Genomic DNA, 18382 nt, shown 5'->3' with positions numbered 1-18382 from the left:
TCATCTCCCAGGTTCGTTGCCGGTGCCGACCGGTACCCTGCCGTCCGCCACTGAAGGCACGGCCCGCCCGCACTGTTCAAGCATTGGTTGGATGAGCACCACCATGGCTTCCGCTCCCGAACGACGAGTACTCATCCTCGGCGGCACCGCCGAGGCACGGGCCCTCGCCGCCCTGATCGCCGACCAGCCGGCGCTCGCAGTGGTGTCCTCCCTAGCGGGGCGGGTCGCCGATCCTCGGCTGCCGGTGGGCGAGGTACGCATCGGCGGGTTCGGCGGCGCCGCCGGACTGACACGCTGGCTCACCGAGCACCACATCGACGCGATGGTCGACGCGACCCACCCGTACGCCACCCGGATGCGAACCGCCGCCGTCGACGCCGCCACCACCGCCGGTGTGGCCCACCTGCGGCTCGAACGGCCAGGATGGACGGCCCAGCAGGGCGACCGCTGGCACCGGGTACCCAACGTGGACGCTGCGGTACGAATGCTGCCTACGCTCGGGCGGCGGGTGCTGCTGACCACCGGCCGGCAGAGCATCGCGGCGTTCCTGCCGCTGAGCGGGCTGTGGATCCTCGCCCGGGTCGTCGACGCGCCGGCGGACCCGATCCCCGCCCACGTACAGCTGCTGCGCAGTCGCGGCCCCTACACCCTGTCGGGCGAGCTGGATCTGATGCGCACCCACCGAATCGACGTGCTGGTGACGAAGGACAGCGGTGGTCCGCTGACCGAGGCGAAACTCGCCGCAGCGCGTCACCTCGGGTTGCCGGTGCTGATGATCGACCGTCCCGCGCCGCTCGCCTCCTCGACGGTGGTGACCACCGTCGAGGAGGCGATGCGTTGGCTGTCCGGTGTGCCGGTTCAGCCGGGATAGGTGCGCGGGGTCCAGACCACCGTGGACCCGTCGCCTCTGGTGCTGACGTGGGTCGTTGACGAGCCGACGATGAGCAGGCAGCGCATGTCCACCGTCTCCGGGTCCAGGTCGGCCAGCGTGGTAATGGTGATCGTCTCGCCGGGGCGGCCGACGTCGCGGGCGACCACCACGGGTGTCTTCGGATCGCGGTGGCGTAGCAGGACGTCGCGGGCCGTGCCGACCTGCCAGCGGCGGCTGGCCGAGGCCGGGTTGTAGAGCGCGAGGACCAGGTCGGCGGCGGCGGCCGCGGCGAGCCGGGACTCGATGACCGGCCACGGTTTGAGCCGGTCCGACAGCGACAGCACCGCGAAGTCGTGTCCGAGCGGGGCGCCGATCCGGCTCGCGGCGGCCTGCGCGGCGGTGAGGCCGGGCAGGATCCGCACCGGTACGTCGGCGAAGCGGGCCTGGGCGGTGGCCACCTCGTAGACGGCGCTGGCCATCGCGAAGACTCCGGGATCGCCGGAGGAAACGACCGCCACCCGGGCTCCGGCGAGCGCGAGTTCCAGGGCGTGGGCGGCCCGTTCGGTCTCCACCTGGTTGCCGGAGGTGTGCCGCTGCTGGCCGGGACGCACCGGCACCCGGTCGACGTAGGGTCCGTAGCCGACCAGGTGCTCGGCCTCGCGCAGCGCCCGCGCCACCTCCGGGGTCAGCCAGCGGGGTCCAGCCGGGCCGACGCCGACGACCACAACCTCCCCCGCCCGCTGCGGGGTCGGGGCCGGCGACTCGTCGCGGGTGGCGGCACTGGTCGGGCTGGGCAGCAGGGCCAGGGAGAAGTACGGCACCTCGTCGGCCGACACGTCGGCCAGGGGTGCGTGGTGTTCCTGCGCCGAGGTGGCCCGTTCCACGTACCAGGTCTCGGGCAGCCGGCCGGCGTCGGTGACGGCAGCGCGGACGTTGTCGAAGGTGCGGCCCAGCTTGAGCACGGCGGCGGCGTCGGTGTCGGCGAGCCGCCGGGCGAGTTCCTCGGCGGGCAGCGTGCCGGGCAGGATGGTCAGCACCTCGTCGCGTTCGACCAGGGGCCGGCCGAGTACGGCGGAGGCGGCGCTGACCGACGTGACGCCGGGCACTACCTGGGCGGGGAACCGGTGGGCGAGGCGCTCGTGCAGGTACATGTAGGAGCCGTAGAACATCGGGTCGCCGGCGCATAGCACCACGACATTGCGGCCGGCGGCGAGGTGGGCGGCGAGCCGCTCGGCGCTGTCGTCGTAGAACTGGCGGATGACGCCCTCATAGCCGGCCGGGTCGTCGGTGCCCTCTGTGGTGACCGGGTAGACCAGTGGCTCGTGGATGTGCTGTTCGCGCAGCAGTCCGGCGGCGATGGTACGGGCGATGCTGCGGCCGTGCCGGGCCGAGTAGTAGGCGATCACCTCAGCCTCGGCGATCAGCCGGGCGGCCTTGACCGTCAGCAGTTCCGGGTCGCCGGGTCCGACGCCGACGCCATAGAGCGTGCCGGGCTGTGCCATCGTCACTCCACCTCGCTTGCAATGCCGTTCACGGCCGCCGCGGTGACGGCGCTGCCGCCGCGGCGGCCGTGCACGACCAGGTACGGGACCCCCGCCTGATGCGCGGCGAGGGCCTGCTTGGATTCGGCTGCGCCGATGAACCCGACGGGCACCCCGACGATGGCGGCCGGCCGGCCGGCTCCTTCGTCGATCATCTCCAGCAGCCGGAACAGCGACGTGGGCGCGTTGCCGATCGCCACCACTGCGCCGTCGAGCCGGTCCGGCCACAACTGCATCGCCGCCGCACTGCGGGTGGTGCCCAACTTCCGGGCCAGGTCCGGCACCGCCGGGTCGCGCAGCGTGCAGAGCACGTCGTTGTCGGCGGGCAGCCGGCTGCGGGTGATCCCGGCGGCGACCATCGCCGCGTCGCACAGCACCGGCGCGCCCGCTTTCAGCGCCGCGTGGCCCGCGGCGACCACGTCGGGGTGCGCGTCCACGTCGTCGACCAGGTCGACCATGCCGCAGGCGTGGATCATCCGGACCACCACCCGGGACACGTCGGCGGGGAACCGGGACAGGTCGGCCTCGGCGCGGATGGTGGCGAACGAGCGGCGGTAGATCTGCGCGCCGTCGCGGACGTAGTCGTAGCTCATGAAGGTCTCCGTGCCTGTGCCACCCGCTCGGGCAGCGGGCCGTGATGGTCCCCGCGGGGACTCGCGACACGGTAACCGGCGCCGGTGGCCACAGCGACGGCGGCCGCGCCGACCGGTCGTCCGCAGCAGCGGTCGCAGCCGGCCCAGTGCAGCGGAAGCGCACCGGCGGTGGGCGGGTCGGCGGCGGTGAGGATGGCCGTGGCGTCGGCGCGCACGTCGGCCAGGGCGTTGCCGCAGCCTGGCCGGCCGGTGCAGGCGGTCACGCCCACCCAGGGCGACGCCGGATCGACGATGAGCCCGACCTCGGCCAGCCGGTGCGTCGTCGCCGTGGGCGGCCCGGGCACGACGATGGTGCGCCACGGGGTCACCACGACGGGGGCGTCGGCCAGGGCGGCCACGGTGTCGGCCTGGTCGGCGGTGAGCCGGCCCAGCGGTGCCGCCGCGACGACGAAGCTGTCCGGGCGTGGGCCGACCTGAGGCGGGGTGCCGTGCGGCGGGTCGAGCGGGTCGGCGTGCGGGCCGCCGAGCGTGGCGACGATCGCCGCGGGCGCGTGCGGCAGGTCGGCGAGGCGCCACACGTCTGGCCGGCCGCCGCGCTGGTGCAGGAATGCCCGGGCGGAGGCGACCAGTGCCTCGGGGACCTCGGCGGCGGCGGCCCGCAGGCCGAGGTCGCGTCCGGCCAGCAGCAGCGCGCCGCTGCCGGCGCTCCAGCACAGGTCGGCGCCGAGTGCGGCGACGTCACCGCGGCCGTCGTCGAGGGCGATCAGGAACCGGCCGCTGAGCTCGGTGAGGTCGTCGGCGGCGCAGATTGCGGCGTCGACGGCGGCCACCAGGGGCCGCACGTCGAGGTGGCCGACGGTGTCCAGGCCGCTCAGGGGTGAGGCGACGATGTTGCGGACCCGTTCGTGGGTGGCGCTGGGCAGCAGCCCGGACTCCACCAGGACGGCGGCGACCCGGGCGACGGCGTCCGGGTCGGGGATGCCGCGTAGCTGCACGTTGCCGCGGGAGGTCAGCTCCAGGGTGCCGTCGGCGTCGTGTCGGGCGGCGGCGGCCAGGCGGCGTAGTTGCGGGACGCTGAGCCGGCCCCCGGGGATGCGTACCCGCACCAGCAACCCGTCGGCAGCCTGGTGGGCCCGCAGCAGACCAGGGCAGCGGTCGCCCTCGAAGCGGCCGGGTGGGGAGGAGACAGCGGGCACCGGCTCATCGTAGAGTCGGGCTCTCGGCGCGGATCCGCGTCGAGATCAGCATCACGCGGTCGGCGTGGAGGAACCCGGTGCGAGTCCGGGGCGGTCCCGCCACTGTCACCGGCTCGGCACTCCAGGTGCCGGGTCGGGAGCCAGACACTTCGGTCGACCGCGACCGACGACCTCGGGCGCGGACCCGGGGAGGAGTCACGCATGATCCTGTTGCTGTCCACCTCGGATACCGATCTGCTCAGCGCCCGTGGCAGCGGTGCGGCGTATCGGCTGGCCAACCCGGCCCGGGTAGGTGAGGAACCCGAGGCGTTGGCCGAGCTGCTGGCCGGTGTCGAGCTGGTGGTGGTGCGCATCCTCGGCGGCTACCGGATGTGGCAGCGCGGCCTGGACGAGCTGCTCGGCGGCGATGTGCCGGTGGTGGCGCTGGGCGGCGAGCAACTGCCGGACGCGGACCTGATGGCGCGTTCCACGGTGCCGCAGGGCATCGCCGCGCAGGCGCACGCCTACCTGGCTCAGGGCGGGCCGGACAATCTTCGGGAGTTGCACGCCTTCCTCAGCGACACGGTGCTGCTGACGGGGCACGGGTTCGCGCCGCCGGTCGAGCAGCCCAGCTGGGGGGTGATGCCGCGGCCGGCGGCTACGGTGGCCGGCCCGACGGTGGGGATCCTCTACTACCGGGCGCATCAGCTCAGCGGCAACACCGCCTTCGTGGAGGCGCTCTGTGCGGCGGTTGAGGAGGCCGGCGGGGTGCCGCTGCCGGTGTTCTGCGCCAGCCTCCGTAGCCCCGACGCGGGGCTGCTGGAGACCCTCGGCCGCGCCGACGCGCTGCTGGTCACGGTCCTCGCTGCCGGGGGGACCCGGCCTGCGGAGGCGTCCGCCGGCGGAGCCGACGAGTCCTGGGACGTCGGTGCGCTGGCCGCGCTGGACGTGCCTATCCTGCAGGCGCTGGCGCTGACCCAGGACCGGGCGACCTGGGCCGACAGCGACGACGGGCTCAGCCCGTTGGACGCGGCCACCCAGGTGGCGGTGCCGGAGTTCGACGGCCGCCTGATCACGGTGCCGTTCTCGTTCAAGGAGACCGACGCCGACGGGCTGCCGCACTACGTCGCCGATGCCGAACGTGCCCGCCGGGTCGCCGGGATCGCGGTGCGGCACGCCCGCCTGCGGCACGTTGCGCCCGCCGAACGGCGGATCGCGGTGGTGCTGTCGGCGTACCCGACCAAGCACGCCCGGGTCGGCAACGCCGTCGGGTTGGACACCCCGGCCAGCGCGGTGCGGCTGCTGCGGGCGCTGCGGGAGCGGGGCTATGACGTCGGCCCGGTCGAGGGCCCGGACGCGCTGCCCGGCCTGGTGCCCGGCGGCGACGGTGAGGACGCCGACGGTGACCGGCTCATCCACGCGCTGATCGCCGCAGGCGGGCAGGACCCGGAGTGGCTCACCGAGGAGAAGCTGGCCGGCAATCCGGTACGGGTGCCGGCGGCCACCTATCGCCGTTGGTTCGACGCGCTGCCGGCCGAGTTGCGGGAGGCGATGACCGCGCACTGGGGGCCGCCGCCGGGTGAGCTGTTCGTCGACCGGTCCGGCGGCGGGGACGGTGAGATCGTGCTGGCCGGGCTGCGTGCCGGCAACGTGCTGCTGATGATTCAGCCGCCGCGCGGGTTCGGGGAGAACCCGGTGGCGATCTACCACGATCCGGACCTGCCGCCGACGCACCACTACCTGGCCGCGTACCGGTGGCTGGACGAGCAGTTCGGCGCGCACGCCGTGGTGCACCTGGGCAAGCACGGGTCGCTGGAGTGGCTGCCCGGCAAGAACCTCGGTCTGAGTGCGAGCTGCGGTCCGGACGCGGTGCTGGGTGAGCTGCCGCTGATCTACCCGTTCCTGGTCAACGACCCGGGCGAGGGCGCGCAGGCCAAGCGGCGGGCGCACGCCACCATCGTGGATCACCTGGTGCCGCCGATGGCGCGGGCGGAGAGCTACGGCGACATCGCGCGGCTGGAGCAGCTGCTCGACGAGCACGCCAACATCGCCGCCATGGACCCGGCGAAGCTGCCCGCCATCCGCGGACAGATCTGGACGCTCATCCAGGCCGCACGACTTGACCACGACCTGGGGCTGGAGCAGCGGCCGCACGACGCCGAGTTCGACGACTTCCTGCTGCACGTCGACGGCTGGCTGTGCGAGGTCAAGGACGCCCAGATCCGCGACGGCCTGCACGTCCTCGGTCACGCCCCCACCGGCGAGGCGCGGGTCAACCTGATGCTGGCCATCCTGCGGGCCCGTCAGGTGTTCGGCGGGCAGGCCGATGCCGTGCCCGGGCTGCGTGCCGCGCTCGGCCTCGACGAGTCCGCGGCAGAGCAGACCGCCGAGGTGGACCGGATCGAGGCGGTGGCGCGGCGGCTGGTCGAGGCGATGGAGGGTCACGGCTGGGCGGGCGAGGCGGTGGAGGGGGTCAGCTCCGATGTGCTCGGCGCAGACGACCCGCGGGGCGATGCCGTCCGGCGGGTGCTTACCTTCGCCACCACCGAGGTCGCGCCGCGGCTGGCCGGCACCGCCGGGGAACTCGACGCGGTCCTGCATGCTCTCGACGGCGGCTACGTGCCCGCCGGGCCGAGCGGCTCGCCGCTGCGCGGTCTGGTGAACGTGCTGCCGACCGGCCGCAACTTCTACACCGTCGACCCGAAGGCGATCCCCAGCCGGCTGGCCTGGGAGACCGGGCAGGCCATGGCCACCTCCCTGCTGGAGCGCTACCGCCGCGACGCCGGCGACTGGCCCCGCTCGGTCGGGCTGTCGGCGTGGGGCACGTCGGCGATGCGCACCGCCGGCGACGACATCGCCGAAGTGCTCGCGCTCATCGGCGTACAGCCGACGTGGGATCCCGCGTCCCGGCGGGTCACCGGCTTCGAGATCATCCCGCTGGCCGACCTGGGCCGGCCCCGCATCGACGTCACGCTGCGGATCAGCGGCTTCTTCCGGGACGCCTTCCCGCACGTGGTGCTGCTGCTGGATGACGCGATCCGGGCTGTGGCCGCCCTCGACGAACCGGACGAGGACAACTACCTCGCCGCGCATGCTCGCGCCGACGCCGCCCAGCACGGCGACGATCGCCGCGCCACCACCCGTATCTTCGGCTCCAAGCCCGGGGCGTACGGGGCGGGGCTGCTGCCGCTGATCGACAGCGGCAACTGGCGTGACGACGCCGACCTGGCCGAGGTGTACACGGTGTGGGGTGGTTTCGCCTACGGCCGCGACCTCGATGGGCGGCCGGCCCGGGAGGACATGGAGTCGGCGTACCGGCGGATCGCGGTGGCGGCGAAGAACACCGACACCCGTGAGCACGACATCGCCGACTCCGACGACTACTTCCAGTACCACGGCGGGATGATCGCCACGGTGCGGGCGTTGACGGGGCAGGCGCCGCGCGCCTATATCGGCGACAGCACCACCCCGGACGCGGCGCGGACCCGGTCGTTGACCGAGGAGACCGCGCGGGTGTTCCGGGCCCGGGTGGTCAACCCGCGCTGGATCGCGGCGATGCGGCGGCACGGCTACAAGGGTGCGTTCGAGATGACCGCCACGGTGGACTACCTGTTCGGTTACGACGCGACCTCGGGGGTGGTCGCCGACTGGATGTACGAGCAGCTCGCCCAGAGCTACGTGCTGGACCCGGAGAACCAGCAGTTCCTGCGCCGGTCGAACCCGTGGGCGCTGCGTGGCATCGTCGAGCGGCTCACCGAGGCCGCCGACCGGGGGCTGTGGGCCAAGCCCGACCCGGCGTTGATGGACGCGCTGCGCCAGGCGTACCTGGACGTGGAGGGTGACCTGGAGGACGCCGGCTGACCTGGCGCCGCCCCCGGGAGCCGGTCCGGCTCCCGGGGGCGGCGTGCTCAGGCGTCCGTAAGTTGCGCGGCGTCGGCGAACGCCGCGACCTGCCCCACTACGGTGATGGCGGGTGCCCGCAGGCCGTGGGTGGCGGCGATGGCCGCGATGGTGTCCAGCCGGCCGGGCAGGACCCGCTGCTGGTCGGTGCCGCCGTTCTCGATGCTGGCCGCCGGCGTGGCCGGGTCCATGCCGTGCGTCAACAGCGCCGCCGCCACCTCGGGCAGGGTCTGCACCGCCATCAGCAACACGATGGTGGTGCCCGTACGGGCCACGCCGGCCCAGTCGACGGTGCTGCCCGGATCATCGGGGGGCAGGTGGGCCGACACCACGGTGAAGCCCTGGGTGAGACCACGGTGGGTCACCGGCACTCCGGCCAACTCCGGTACGGCGATGGCGCTGGAGATCCCCGGCACCACCTCGACCGGCACGCCGGCGGCCTGGCAGGCCTGCACCTCCTCCATGCCACGGCCGAAAACGAACGGATCGCCGCCCTTCAGGCGCACCACCCGGTGCCCGGCGCGGGCCTCCTCGACGAGGATCTGGTTGATCCGCTCCTGCGGGACGAACGCGCCACGCGGCACTTTCGATACATCGATGACCCGCACCCCGGCCCTCAGCTCACGGAGCAGGGCGTGCGGCACGAGCCGGTCGGCGACCACGACATCGGCCTCGGCGAGGCGGTCCAGTCCCCGCCGCGTGACCAGACCCGGATCGCCCGGACCGGCACCCACAAGGGTGACCCGGCCGACGGGAGGTTGGCTGACCGCTGCGGCGGACAAGGGCGCCGGTGGCGTGCCCACCGTCCGGGCAGGAATCCCCTCAGACCGCCGCTCGGCTGCCAGGCCACCACGGGGCGCCGTGGCAGTCGGGCGGGTGGTCCGCGGCGCAGGTCCCGCCGCTCCGGTGGTATGCCGATGGACGGCGGCAGCGAACCGAGCGGCCAGCTCCGGATATCCGGCCCAGTGCACGTGCAGGTAGGAGGCGTGCACGTTGCCGCCAGGACCACCGACAACGCCATCGAGGGTCGGCGCGGCGGTGCCGTGCGCCGCGGACGGGCGGGGCCGGAACCGCCAAGCAGGCTCCGCCCCGGGATTTGCCTCGACGCGGGTGCGGTGGAACTCATGCCCCGTGACCGGGTCGTCGACGTCGGCGATCATGCTGGCGGTGGCGGCGCGTGCTTCCCGGTAGCCCAGCACCAGCCGGTCGGTCATCCGGGCGCGCACGGGCAGCACCCCGGTCATCGCCGCGCCGTCGAGGTCCCGGCCGAGGTAGAGCAGCCCGGCGCATTCGGCCACGACCGGTAGGCCGGCCATCGCGGCGCGGGCCACCGCCTGGCGCAGCGGCGCGTTCTCCGCCAGCCCGTCCGCGTACACCTCGGGGAACCCGCCGCCGAGGTAGAGCCCGGCGGTGCCGTCGGGCAGCGCCGGGTCGTGCAGAGGATCGACGGGAGCCAGGCGCAGGCCGGCGGCGTCGAGCAGTTCGTCGGTTTCGGCGTACCGGAAGGTGAATGCCGATCCGGACGCGACCGCGACGGTCGCGTCGACGCTGACGCCGCCGACCTCGGCGATCGGGTCCCAGGCGGGGCCGGGGAGCGCGGGTGCGCGGCGGGCGACCGCGACGACCGCGTCCAGGTCGACGCCGGCGGCGATGTACGCGGCGAGCGCGTCGACCGTGCGTCGCGCGGCGACGACCCGCTCGGCGGCCGGCACCAGGCCGAGGTGTCGGCTCGGGGTGTCCACCGCCGGGTCGCGACGCAGTGCACCGAGCACCGGGACGCCGGTGGCGGCGAGTGCCTCCCGGACCTCCGCCTCGTGGGTCACCGAGCCGACCTTGTTCAGGATGACGCCGGCGACGGTGAGCTGCGGGTCGAACGTGGCGAAGCCGTGCACCAGCGCGGCGATGCTGCGCGAGGCGCCGGAGACGTCCACGACGAGCAGCACGGGGGTGCTGGTCAGTCGGGCCACGTGCGCGGTGGAGGCGAACCCGGCCCGGCCGACGGCACCGTCGAGCAGGCCCATCACGCCCTCGATGACCGCGACGTCGGCGGGTGCCCCGACCGTGGCGCCGTGCCGCAGCAGCGGCAGGACACGCTGCTCGCCCTGCAGAAACGGGTCGAGGTTGCGGCCTCGGCGTCCGGTGGCCAGCTCGTGGTAGCCGGGGTCGATGTAGTCGGGGCCCACCTTGTGGCCGCTGACGGTCAGGCCGCGCTGCCGCAGCGCCGCCATCAGGCCCGTGGCCACTGTCGTCTTACCCTGCCCGGAGGCGGGAGCGGCGATGAGCACCCGCGGTGGGACAGTCACCATTCGATTCCCCGCTGGCCCTTCTGACCGGTGTCCATCGGATGCTTGATCTTGGTCATCTCGGCGACCAGGTCCGCCGCGTCGATCAGCCGCGGGTCCGCGTCCCGGCCGGTGATGACGACGTGCTGGTGGCCGGGTCGCTGCCGCAGCGTGTCCACCACCTCGTCGACGTCGACCCAGCCCCACTTCATCGGGTACGTGAACTCGTCGAGCACGTAGAGGTCGTGTTCGGCGGCGGCGAGGCGACGCTTGATCTCCGCCCAACCCTCGGCGGCCTGCGCGGCGTGGTCGTCCTCGGTGCCGCGGGTGCGGCTCCAACTCCATCCGGCGCCCATCTTGTACCAGGCCACCGGGCCGCCTTGCCCGGTCTGCTCGTGGACCTGGCCGAGAGCCCGCAGCGCGTTTTCCTCGCCGACGCTCCATTTGGCGCTCTTGACGAACTGGAACACCGCCGTCGACCAGCCCTGGTTCCAGCCGCGCAGCGCCAGTCCGAAGGCGGCGGTGGACTTGCCCTTCATCTGGCCGGTATGGACGATCAGCAGCGGCCGGTTGCGCCGTTGGCGGGTGGTGAGCCCGTCGTCGGGGACGGTGATCGGTTGGCCCTGTGGCATCAGGCGGCTTCCCTTCCGTGCCCGGTGGCGGTGTGGGATCGCACCGCGTGGGTGAGCGTGTCGGCGGCGACTTCTTCCAGGGGCAGGTGTTCCCCGCTGAGGGTGACGGCGAGGTCCGCGGCCAGCCGCATCCGGACCCGGCCCTGCTCGCAGTCGACGACCACGGCGGGGATGCCGTCTGCGGCGAGTAGCCGGGCGGCGTGCTGGGCCCGGGCCACGGCGTTCGGGCCGGCGGTGGCGCGCCCGTCGGTGACGAGCACCAGCAATGGACGTCGCCGCGGGTCGCGGATCCGCTCGACGCGCAGTACCTCGCGGGCGCGCAGCAGTCCCTCCGCCAGTGGTGTGCGGCCCCCGGTCGGCAGGGTCGCCAGGCGGGCGGCGGCCACCTCCACGCTGGCGGTCGGTGGCAGGGCCACCTCGGCGGCGGCGGCCCGGAAGGTCACCAGCCCGACCTTGTCGCGGCGCTGGTAGGCGTCCAGCAGCAGGGACAGCACCGCGGCCTTGACCGCGGCGACGCGCTGCCGGGCACCCATCGAACCGGAGGCGTCCAGGCAGAACAGGATCAGGTTGCTTTCCCGACCGTGCCGTACCGGCAGGCGGACGTCGTCGGGGCGGACCAGGATGCCGGGGCCACGTCGACCGCGGGCCTGCTGGTGCGGTGCGGCGGCGCGCAGCGTCGCCACCAGGTGCGGCCGGCCGCTCGCCACGCCGGCGGGGCGCCGCGCGCCGACGGTACGGCCGCTGGTGGTCAGGGCCGGGGATCGGCGCCCGGCCACACCGGCGCCGGTCCCGGTGACCTGCAACAGCCGTGCCCGGTAGGGCGCGGCGGCCGGGACCGGCGTGGTACGAGGCTGGTCACCGCCGGTTTCTGTGGCGGGTGGGGCGTCGGAGCGCTGCCGGTACGGCCGCTCGTCATCTCCCCCGTTCTCCGCCGGGCCCCCCGGTCCGCCGCCGTCGGGCGGCTCGGGCGGGCCGTCGGGGCCGTCCGGGTTGTCGGGGCCGTCCGGGTTGTCGGGGCCGTCCGGGTTGTCGGGGTCCGGTGGGCCGTCCGTCGGCGGATTCGGGTCGTCCTCGGGCTCGTCCAGGCCGGCTTCGTTGAGCGCGCGGTCGAGGTTCGCGGCGTCCTGCTGGGGAGGGTCGAACGGGTTGCGGCGACGACGGTGCGGCAGGGCAAGCCGGGCGGCGACCCGCACGTCGCCGACAGTCACCTCGGTGCGTCCGCACCAGGCTGCGTGTGCGATCGCGGTGCGGGCGATGACCAGATCAGCGCGCATCCCGTCGACTTCGGCGGCGGCGCAGAGGGCGGCGATGCGGGTCACTATGGCGTCGTCGAGGCGCACCGCCGGCAGCAGCTTCCGGGCGTGCGCGACCTGCGCGCCCAGCGCAGCGTCGGCGTCGGCGTAGCGGGCGGCGAAGCCGTCCGGGTCGGCCTCGTACGCCAGGCGCCGGCGCATCACCTCGGCCCGCACCTGCGGGTCGCGGCTGGCGGCGACCTCGACGGTGAGGCCGAAGCGGTCCAGCAGCTGGGGCCGTAGCTCCCCCTCCTCGGGGTTCATGGTGCCTACCAGCACGAACCGGGCCGCGTGGGTCACCGAGACGCCTTCGCGTTCGACGGTGGCGCGTCCCATCGCCGCCGCGTCGAGCAGCACGTCAACCAGGTGGTCGTGGAGCAGGTTGACCTCGTCGACGTAGAGCAGGCCACGGTGAGCGGCCGCCAGCAGGCCCGGGTCGTAGGCGGTCACGCCCTCGCTGAGGGCCCGTTCGAGGTGCAACGCGCCGAGGACCCGGTCCTCGGCGGCTCCGACCGGTAACTCCACCAGCCGTGCCGGCCGGGTACGCGTCGGCGGGGAGGCCGGGTGCGGCCCGTCCGGGCAACCCGAGTCGACCGCCGCGGGATCACAGGAGAATCGGCAGTCCGCCACCACCTCGACGGGTGGCAGCAGGGCCGTCAGGGCCCGGACCGTGGTGGATTTCGCTGTCCCCTTCTCACCCCGCACCAGCACGCCGCCGATCGCCGGGGAGACGGCACACAAATTCAACGCCAACGCCATGTCGTCCATGCCGACGACGGCGGAGAACGGGTACGACCGCACGGTCACACCTTTCACCTCGCGTGGGTCCTCGCCCACGGCCGGTCACCGACCGCGCCGACAAACAGCGGCGCGGTACGGCTCAGCGAGTGTCTGGCTCCCGGATCCGGCACAGGGCCAGACCGGTCACAGTGGCGGGACCGCCCCGGAGTCGCCGGCCCTGCTCAGGCCGACCCACCGGTGTTCCTCACCGCGCCGTCGCCGCCGATGATGTCACACCCGCCCCCGGGGCGGCAGGGCCCGGACCTGCTGGACTACCGTTGCGCCGCGTGAAGTCCATGACACCCGATGAGCGGGTCGCCGTCGTCGGCATCGGCGCGGACGGCTGGGCGGGTCTCGGCGACAGCGGACGCGACGCCCTTCAACACGCACAGGTGATCCTGGGCGGGCAGCGGCACCTCGACCTGCTGCCGGCGGCCGTGCCGGCCCAGCGGGTGCCCTGGCCGACGCCGCTGCTGCCCGCCCTACCCGACCTGTTGTCCGCACATGCCGGGCAGCGGACCTGCGTGCTGGCCAGCGGCGATCCGATGTGGTTCGGCATCGGCAGCCACCTGGTACGGCTACTCGGCGCCGAACGGATACGCGTGGTCACCCACCCGTCATCGATCGTGTTGGCCTGCGCGCGGATGGGCTGGCCGATGGAGCAGGTCACGGTACGCAGCGCGGTGGCCCGCGACCTGGACGCCATCCGCCGCGACCTCGTTCCAGGACGGCTCCTGCTGGTGCTCAGCCAGGACGGCGCCACCCACGCCGCCGTTGCCCGCATCCTCACCGACGCCGGGTACGGCGCCAGCGAGATGAGCGTCCTCGCCGCGCTGGGCGCCGATCGGGAACACCGGGTCGACGGCTGTGCGCAGGAGTGGGCCGCCGAGCCGGGCGATCCCCTCAACATCGTCGCGGTCCGGGTCGCCGCCGCACCCGGCACCCGCGTGCTTCCCCCGGTGCCAGGGCTGCCCGACGACGCCTTCGACCACGACGGTGCCCTCACCAAACGGGAGGCGCGGGCGCTCGCCCTGTCCCGCCTGGGCCCCGCTGCCGGGGAACTAGTCTGGGACATCGGGGCCGGTAGCGGCAGCATCGCCATCGAGTGGCTACGCAGCGACCCCACCACGTCGGCGATAGCGGTGGAAAGCCGCGACGACCGCGCCGACCGCATCACCGCCAACGCCCGCAGCCTCGGCGTACCGCAGCTGCGCGTGGTCCGTGGCCGAGCGCCGGACGCCCTCGCCGGGCTACCGGAACCCGACGCGGTCTTCATCGGCGGCGGACTCACCGCCCCGGGGGTCTTCGGCGCCGCCTGGGCCGCGCTGCGTTCCGGCGGACGGCTCGTCGCCCACGCCGTCACCTTGCAAGGCGAACGCGTACTCGCCGACCAGGCGGCCCGACACGGCGGGGACCTCACCCGGATCTCGGTCGAACGCGTCACGCCGCTGGGCAGCTTCACCGGCTGGCAACCCGCCCGACCCGTCGTGCAGTGGGCGGTGAGCAAGCCGTGACCGTCTACTTCATCGGCGCGGGACCGGGCGCAGCCGACCTGATCACCGTGCGCGGACAGCGGATCCTCGCCCGCGCCCAGATCTGCCTGTACGCCGGTAGCCTCGTCCCCGCCGACCTGCTCGCCACCTGCCCACCCACAGCACGGCTGATCGACACTGCCGACCTGACTCTCGACCAGATCATCGCGGCGATGACCGACGCGCACCGCGACGGCCACGACGTGGCTCGGCTGTGCTCCGGCGACCCCGCCGTGTTCAGCGCCGTCGCCGAGCAGGTACGCCGCCTGGATGCGGCCGGCGTGCCGTACGAGATCGTCCCCGGCGTGCCGTCCTACGCCGCCGCGGCAGCCGCGCTGCGCCGGGAACTGACCGTGCCGACGGTCGGGCAGACCGTCATCCTCACCCGCACCCAGGCCCGCTCGACACCGATGCCCCCGGGCGAGGACCTCGCCGAACTGGGACGCAGCCGCGCCACCCTGGTACTGCACCTGGCCGTCGCCCGTACCCGCCAACTCGCCGACCAGCTAACCCCGCACTACGGCGCGGACTGCCCGGTCGCCGTGGTCGCCAACGCCAGCCGCCCCGACGAAATCATCCTGCGCGGCACCCTCACCGACATCGCCGACCAGGTCGAGGCACACGGGATCCGCCGCACCGCCGTCATCATCGTCGGCGCCGTCCTCGCAGCCGACTCCTTCCCCGACAGCTACCTCTACTCCCCAGGCCGAGACCGCGACGCGAAGCGCCCGACCGAGCCGGCGAGGTGACCCGCATGCGCACCATCCTCGTCATCGGCATCGGTGCCGGCGACCCCGATCAGCTCACACTGGCCGCCGCAGCGGCGATACGACAGACCGACGTCTTCTTCCTGCTTGACAAAGGCGCCGAGAAGCACGACCTGATCGCGTTGCGGCAGGACCTCCTGACCCGCTTCGCCCGCCCCGGCCACCAGGTCGTCGAGGTGCGGGATCCCGACCGGGACCGCAAGACCGACGGGTACGTCACCGCGGTCGACGACTGGCGGCGGCAGCGGGCCGACCTGCTGGAGACAGCCATCGCCGAGCATCTGCCCGACGGCGGCACTGGCGCCTTCCTGGTCTGGGGCGACCCCGCCCTCTACGACAGCACCCTCGCCGTCGTCGAGGACATCCTGGCCCGCCGGCGCATCGCCTTCACCTACACGGTGATCCCCGGCGTCAGCAGCGTGGCGACCCTCGCCGCACGGCACCGGATCAGCCTCAACCGGGTCGGCCGCCCGTTCCTGGTCACCACCGGCCGCCGCCTGGCCGCGCAACTGCCGCGCGATGTCGACGACATCGTGGTGATGCTCGATGCGCACTGCACCTTCGTCCGCTACGTGGACGAGGACCTCGACATCTTCTGGGGCGCCTACCTCGGCACCCCTGACGAGATCCTCATCGCCGGCCACCTCGGGGAGGTCGCGGAGCGGATTGTGCGGACCCGCCGGGAGGCTCGGGAACGCAAGGGCTGGATCATGGACACGTACCTACTGCGCCGCCGAGACAGGCCGGCCGGAGCGTAGCCGGGGAGTTTGGGTCCCGGTGGTGGAGGCAGCGCACCACCGGGCCAGCGCCTCAGGCGGGGTGCGGGACAGTCGACGCCGTCCCATACGGTCCGCCCCACACCTCGGCGTGATGGTGCCCTCAGGCACGCCTCGCCTCGTCCGCCGATTTCGCGGGCCGCCCGCCAGCACCAGTGGCAACGGCGGCGGTGTGGGGCGTAGTCGTTGGCGCCGCCGACGCAACGACCACCGTCGAGATCGGTTATCGCGGCGAGCTGTCAGCGTCCGGCGCCAAGCCACGCGGCGGTGCTCGGCCGCCACAGGGCCACCGTCTCGGCCATCGCGGCGCTCGTGCTCGCCCGGCGCCGAGTACCCACTGACCCGCGACGTGGGGCAGCAATTTTTCCCTGCAGGGTCGTACCGGCCAGTCAAAGCCGAACTGCCGGCCAGCTTCCGCGCTTTCGCTGGTCAGGCCGCTGCTGGCGGCGCACCGAAAACTCGCCGAGACGGTCACCGCACAGCGACAGATCAGGTGACCAACCGGGCCCGCCACCGCACGTTTGGCAAACAGATGTTGCGAGTGGCCGAATCCCACAGACCATCCCATCGTTATTCGTCTATATCGACGTGGATGAGCGACTCTGGCGTGGGAGGGTCTGATGCAATACGCACCGGAACTCGACGGACCCGACCTGCTCGGCCGGTGGATACGGCAGCCGACGCAGCGAGGCCGCCACCGGACGCGGCGCCCGACAACATCACCTCCACCGGGCATCCGCTTCGCCTTCTATGGTCGGATGTCCACCGTCGACTTCCAGGATCGGGCGTCGTCGTGTCGGTGGCAGCGCAACTACGCAGAAGACCTGATCGCCGGCCATGGCCTCATCGTGGCCGAGTTCTTCGACGAGGGTGTCTCCCGCCGGGTCGCCTGGCCGGACCGACCGCAAGCGTCACGGCTGCTCGCCGCCGTGGCGGACCCGGCGCGCGGGTTTGACGCGATCGTCGTCGGCGAGTACGAACGCGCCTTCCACGGCCAGCAACTCGAACAACTGACCCCCACCCTGCTCGGGCACGGCGTGCAGCTGTGGCTGCCGGAGACCTACGGGCCGGTGGACTTCGACAACCCTCGGCAGTTGGCGCTGCTGGACCTGCTGGGCGTGCACTCCCAGCGGGAGGTGTCGCGGGCCCGGCACCGCACGACCGCGGCGATGCGCGCCCAAGCCGAGCTGCAGGGTCGACACCTCGGCGGCCGGCCACCCTACGGCTACCGGCTCGTGGACGCCGGCCCTCATCCGAACCGTGCGCACGCCGCCTGGGGACGGCGTCTGCACCGCCTGGAACCCGACCCGGCCACCGCACCCCACGTGAGGTGGATCTTCGAACAGAGGCTCGCCGGCCGCAGCGTGGCCAGCATCGCCCGCGCCCTCAACGACAACGGCATGCCGTGCCCGTCCGGTGCCGACCCGGCACGCAACAGCCACCGCAGTGGCCAGCGCTGGATGCTGACCACCGTCGCGGCTATCCTGGCCAATCCCCGCTACACCGGCCGGCAGGTGTGGAACCGACAACGCACCGACCACGACGACATCGAGCCCGACGGCACCATCACCCGACACCACGAGGTCCAACGCTGGAACGCCGCCCCGCACTGGGTCATCTCGAACCAGATCGCCCACTCACCGCTGGTCACCGAAGAGCAGTTCGTCGCGGCCCAGACCGTCCACACCGCACCCATCCCCGCTGATGGCGCTCCGCGCCACTACCTCCTGGCCGGCCTGCTCTACTGCGGCGTCTGCGGCCGCATCATGGACTCCCACTGGGTCCACGGCCGCCCCAGTTACCGATGCCGGCACGGCCACACGAGCGCCCGCGCCAAGACCTCACCACAGCCGAAGATCCTCTACATCCGTGAAGACCACCTCCTGGACCGCGTCCAGCACGACCGGGCACTCCACAGCCACCACCCCGCCCTGCGCAGCCCCGACCCGGACAAGGTCGCCGCCTACCTGCGCACCAACAACATGATCATCGTGTGTGATCACCACGCCTGGACCGTCGAAGCCGAGACCGTTGTCTACACGCTCAACCCGCTGCGAAGCCGCCTCGCCGCCACAGCAAAAATCCCCGCCCAACGGGACGGGGATCACGCAAAACACGAAGACAAATCACGCTTCGTGTGGAAATAACGTGTCCGAGGGGGGACTTGAACCCCCACGCCCTATACGGGCACTAGCACCTCAAGCTAGCGCGTCTGCCATTCCGCCACCCGGACCTGCTCGT

Annotated in this window: 12 protein-coding genes, 1 tRNA gene, 1 pseudogene and 2 riboswitches; of the genes and pseudogenes, 6 read left to right on the top strand and 8 right to left on the bottom strand. The window is 73.2% G+C overall.

Going from position 1 to position 18382, the window contains the following annotated elements; translation table 11 throughout:
* Positions 1 to 91: 91 nt before the first annotated feature.
* A complete protein-coding gene (locus tag ACIRG9_RS26845; RefSeq protein ID WP_402861498.1) occupies positions 92 to 871 on the top strand; it encodes a cobalt-precorrin-6A reductase in 780 nt (259 codons plus the stop codon).
* On the opposite strand, the gene ACIRG9_RS26840 is transcribed toward ACIRG9_RS26845, so the two are convergent.
* Genes ACIRG9_RS26840 through ACIRG9_RS26830 form a run of 3 tightly spaced genes read right to left on the bottom strand, consistent with a single transcriptional unit; the run spans position 859 to position 4201 of the window.
* Positions 859 to 2373 (bottom strand): precorrin-2 C(20)-methyltransferase, encoded by a 1515-nt coding sequence (locus ACIRG9_RS26840; protein WP_402861495.1) that lies wholly within the window; start codon positions 2371 to 2373, stop codon positions 859 to 861. The two genes, ACIRG9_RS26845 and ACIRG9_RS26840, sit on opposite strands and share 13 nt — an antisense overlap.
* Positions 2374 to 2375: 2 nt before the next feature.
* On the bottom strand, positions 2376 to 3005 hold the full coding sequence (locus ACIRG9_RS26835) for a precorrin-8X methylmutase (protein WP_402861492.1): 630 nt from the start codon (positions 3003 to 3005) through the stop codon (positions 2376 to 2378).
* Positions 3002 to 4201, bottom strand: a complete 1200-nt coding sequence (locus ACIRG9_RS26830) for a precorrin-3B synthase (protein WP_402861489.1) — start codon at positions 4199 to 4201, stop codon at positions 3002 to 3004. The genes ACIRG9_RS26835 and ACIRG9_RS26830 overlap by 4 nt, the downstream gene beginning before the upstream one ends.
* A gap of 69 nt (positions 4202 to 4270) precedes the next feature.
* A riboswitch (cobalamin riboswitch) is annotated at positions 4271 to 4349 on the top strand.
* Positions 4350 to 4402: 53 nt separating this feature from the next.
* Between ACIRG9_RS26830 and cobN the strand changes: the two genes are divergently transcribed.
* On the top strand, positions 4403 to 8041 hold the full coding sequence (gene cobN / locus ACIRG9_RS26825; protein WP_402861486.1) for a cobaltochelatase subunit CobN: 3639 nt from the start codon (positions 4403 to 4405) through the stop codon (positions 8039 to 8041).
* Between the two features lie 47 nt (positions 8042 to 8088).
* Here cobN and cobA read toward each other — a convergent pair whose 3' ends face one another.
* From cobA to ACIRG9_RS26805, 4 genes and pseudogenes are all read right to left on the bottom strand, one after another.
* Positions 8089 to 8883, bottom strand: coding sequence for a uroporphyrinogen-III C-methyltransferase (cobA, locus tag ACIRG9_RS26820; RefSeq protein ID WP_402861589.1), 795 nt, complete (start codon positions 8881 to 8883; stop codon positions 8089 to 8091).
* Between the two features lie 111 nt (positions 8884 to 8994).
* Positions 8995 to 10386 (bottom strand): annotated as a pseudogene (locus ACIRG9_RS26815) (cobyrinate a,c-diamide synthase); the annotation flags it as partial.
* The gene (cobO, locus tag ACIRG9_RS26810; protein ID WP_402861483.1) at positions 10380 to 10994 is read right to left on the bottom strand and encodes a cob(I)yrinic acid a,c-diamide adenosyltransferase; all 615 of its coding nucleotides are present in this window, start codon (positions 10992 to 10994) and stop codon (positions 10380 to 10382) included. The gene cobO and the pseudogene ACIRG9_RS26815, both read right to left, overlap by 7 nt.
* Entirely contained in the window at positions 10994 to 13054 is a 2061-nt protein-coding gene (locus ACIRG9_RS26805; RefSeq protein ID WP_402861586.1) for a magnesium chelatase subunit D family protein, read from the bottom strand. The genes cobO and ACIRG9_RS26805 overlap by 1 nt, the downstream gene beginning before the upstream one ends.
* Before the next feature lie 117 nt (positions 13055 to 13171).
* Positions 13172 to 13274, bottom strand: a riboswitch (cobalamin riboswitch).
* 88 nt (positions 13275 to 13362) lie between these two features.
* Here ACIRG9_RS26805 and cbiE point away from each other — a divergent pair.
* From cbiE to ACIRG9_RS26785, 4 genes are all read left to right on the top strand, one after another.
* Positions 13363 to 14580 carry a precorrin-6y C5,15-methyltransferase (decarboxylating) subunit CbiE gene (gene cbiE / locus ACIRG9_RS26800; RefSeq protein ID WP_402861583.1) on the top strand — a complete coding sequence of 406 codons (1218 nt, stop codon included), beginning with the start codon at positions 13363 to 13365 and terminating at the stop codon, positions 14578 to 14580.
* Positions 14577 to 15347: a precorrin-4 C(11)-methyltransferase gene (gene cobM / locus ACIRG9_RS26795; protein ID WP_402861479.1), complete on the top strand. Its 771-nt coding sequence runs from the start codon at positions 14577 to 14579 to the stop codon at positions 15345 to 15347. The genes cbiE and cobM overlap by 4 nt, the downstream gene beginning before the upstream one ends.
* A 5-nt stretch (positions 15348 to 15352) precedes the next feature.
* Complete coding sequence (gene cobF, locus ACIRG9_RS26790; protein ID WP_402861476.1) at positions 15353 to 16123, top strand: precorrin-6A synthase (deacetylating); 771 nt, start codon at positions 15353 to 15355, stop codon at positions 16121 to 16123.
* 638 nt (positions 16124 to 16761) lie between these two features.
* Positions 16762 to 18288 (top strand): recombinase family protein, encoded by a 1527-nt coding sequence (locus ACIRG9_RS26785; protein ID WP_402861473.1) that lies wholly within the window; start codon positions 16762 to 16764, stop codon positions 18286 to 18288.
* Positions 18289 to 18290: 2 nt separating this feature from the next.
* Here ACIRG9_RS26785 and ACIRG9_RS26780 read toward each other — a convergent pair.
* Positions 18291 to 18374: transfer RNA gene (locus tag ACIRG9_RS26780), tRNA-Leu, on the bottom strand.
* Positions 18375 to 18382: the final 8 nt, after the last annotated feature.

Source organism: Micromonospora sp. NPDC093277 (assembly GCF_044765245.1).
In the GTDB taxonomy this organism is placed as follows: Bacteria; Actinomycetota; Actinomycetes; order Mycobacteriales; family Micromonosporaceae; genus Micromonospora.
Note: the sequence above shows the minus strand (reverse complement) of the source record. Positions and strands in the feature narration are given on the sequence as shown.

What these genes read in the sequence shown, in the direction of transcription:
- ACIRG9_RS26785 (WP_402861473.1), top strand. Translation starts at nt 16,762, where the DNA reads ATGCAATACGCACCGGAACTCGACGGACCCGACCTGCTCGGCCGGTGG.
- cbiE (WP_402861583.1), top strand. Translation starts at nt 13,363, where the DNA reads ATGACACCCGATGAGCGGGTCGCCGTCGTCGGCATCGGCGCGGACGGC.
- cobF (WP_402861476.1), top strand. Translation starts at nt 15,353, where the DNA reads ATGCGCACCATCCTCGTCATCGGCATCGGTGCCGGCGACCCCGATCAG.
- ACIRG9_RS26840 (WP_402861495.1), bottom strand. Translation starts at nt 2,373, where the DNA reads ATGGCACAGCCCGGCACGCTCTATGGCGTCGGCGTCGGACCCGGCGAC.
- ACIRG9_RS26805 (WP_402861586.1), bottom strand. Translation starts at nt 13,054, where the DNA reads ATGGACGACATGGCGTTGGCGTTGAATTTGTGTGCCGTCTCCCCGGCG.
- cobO (WP_402861483.1), bottom strand. Translation starts at nt 10,994, where the DNA reads ATGCCACAGGGCCAACCGATCACCGTCCCCGACGACGGGCTCACCACC.
- ACIRG9_RS26845 (WP_402861498.1), top strand. Translation starts at nt 92, where the DNA reads ATGAGCACCACCATGGCTTCCGCTCCCGAACGACGAGTACTCATCCTC.
- ACIRG9_RS26835 (WP_402861492.1), bottom strand. Translation starts at nt 3,005, where the DNA reads ATGAGCTACGACTACGTCCGCGACGGCGCGCAGATCTACCGCCGCTCG.
- cobN (WP_402861486.1), top strand. Translation starts at nt 4,403, where the DNA reads ATGATCCTGTTGCTGTCCACCTCGGATACCGATCTGCTCAGCGCCCGT.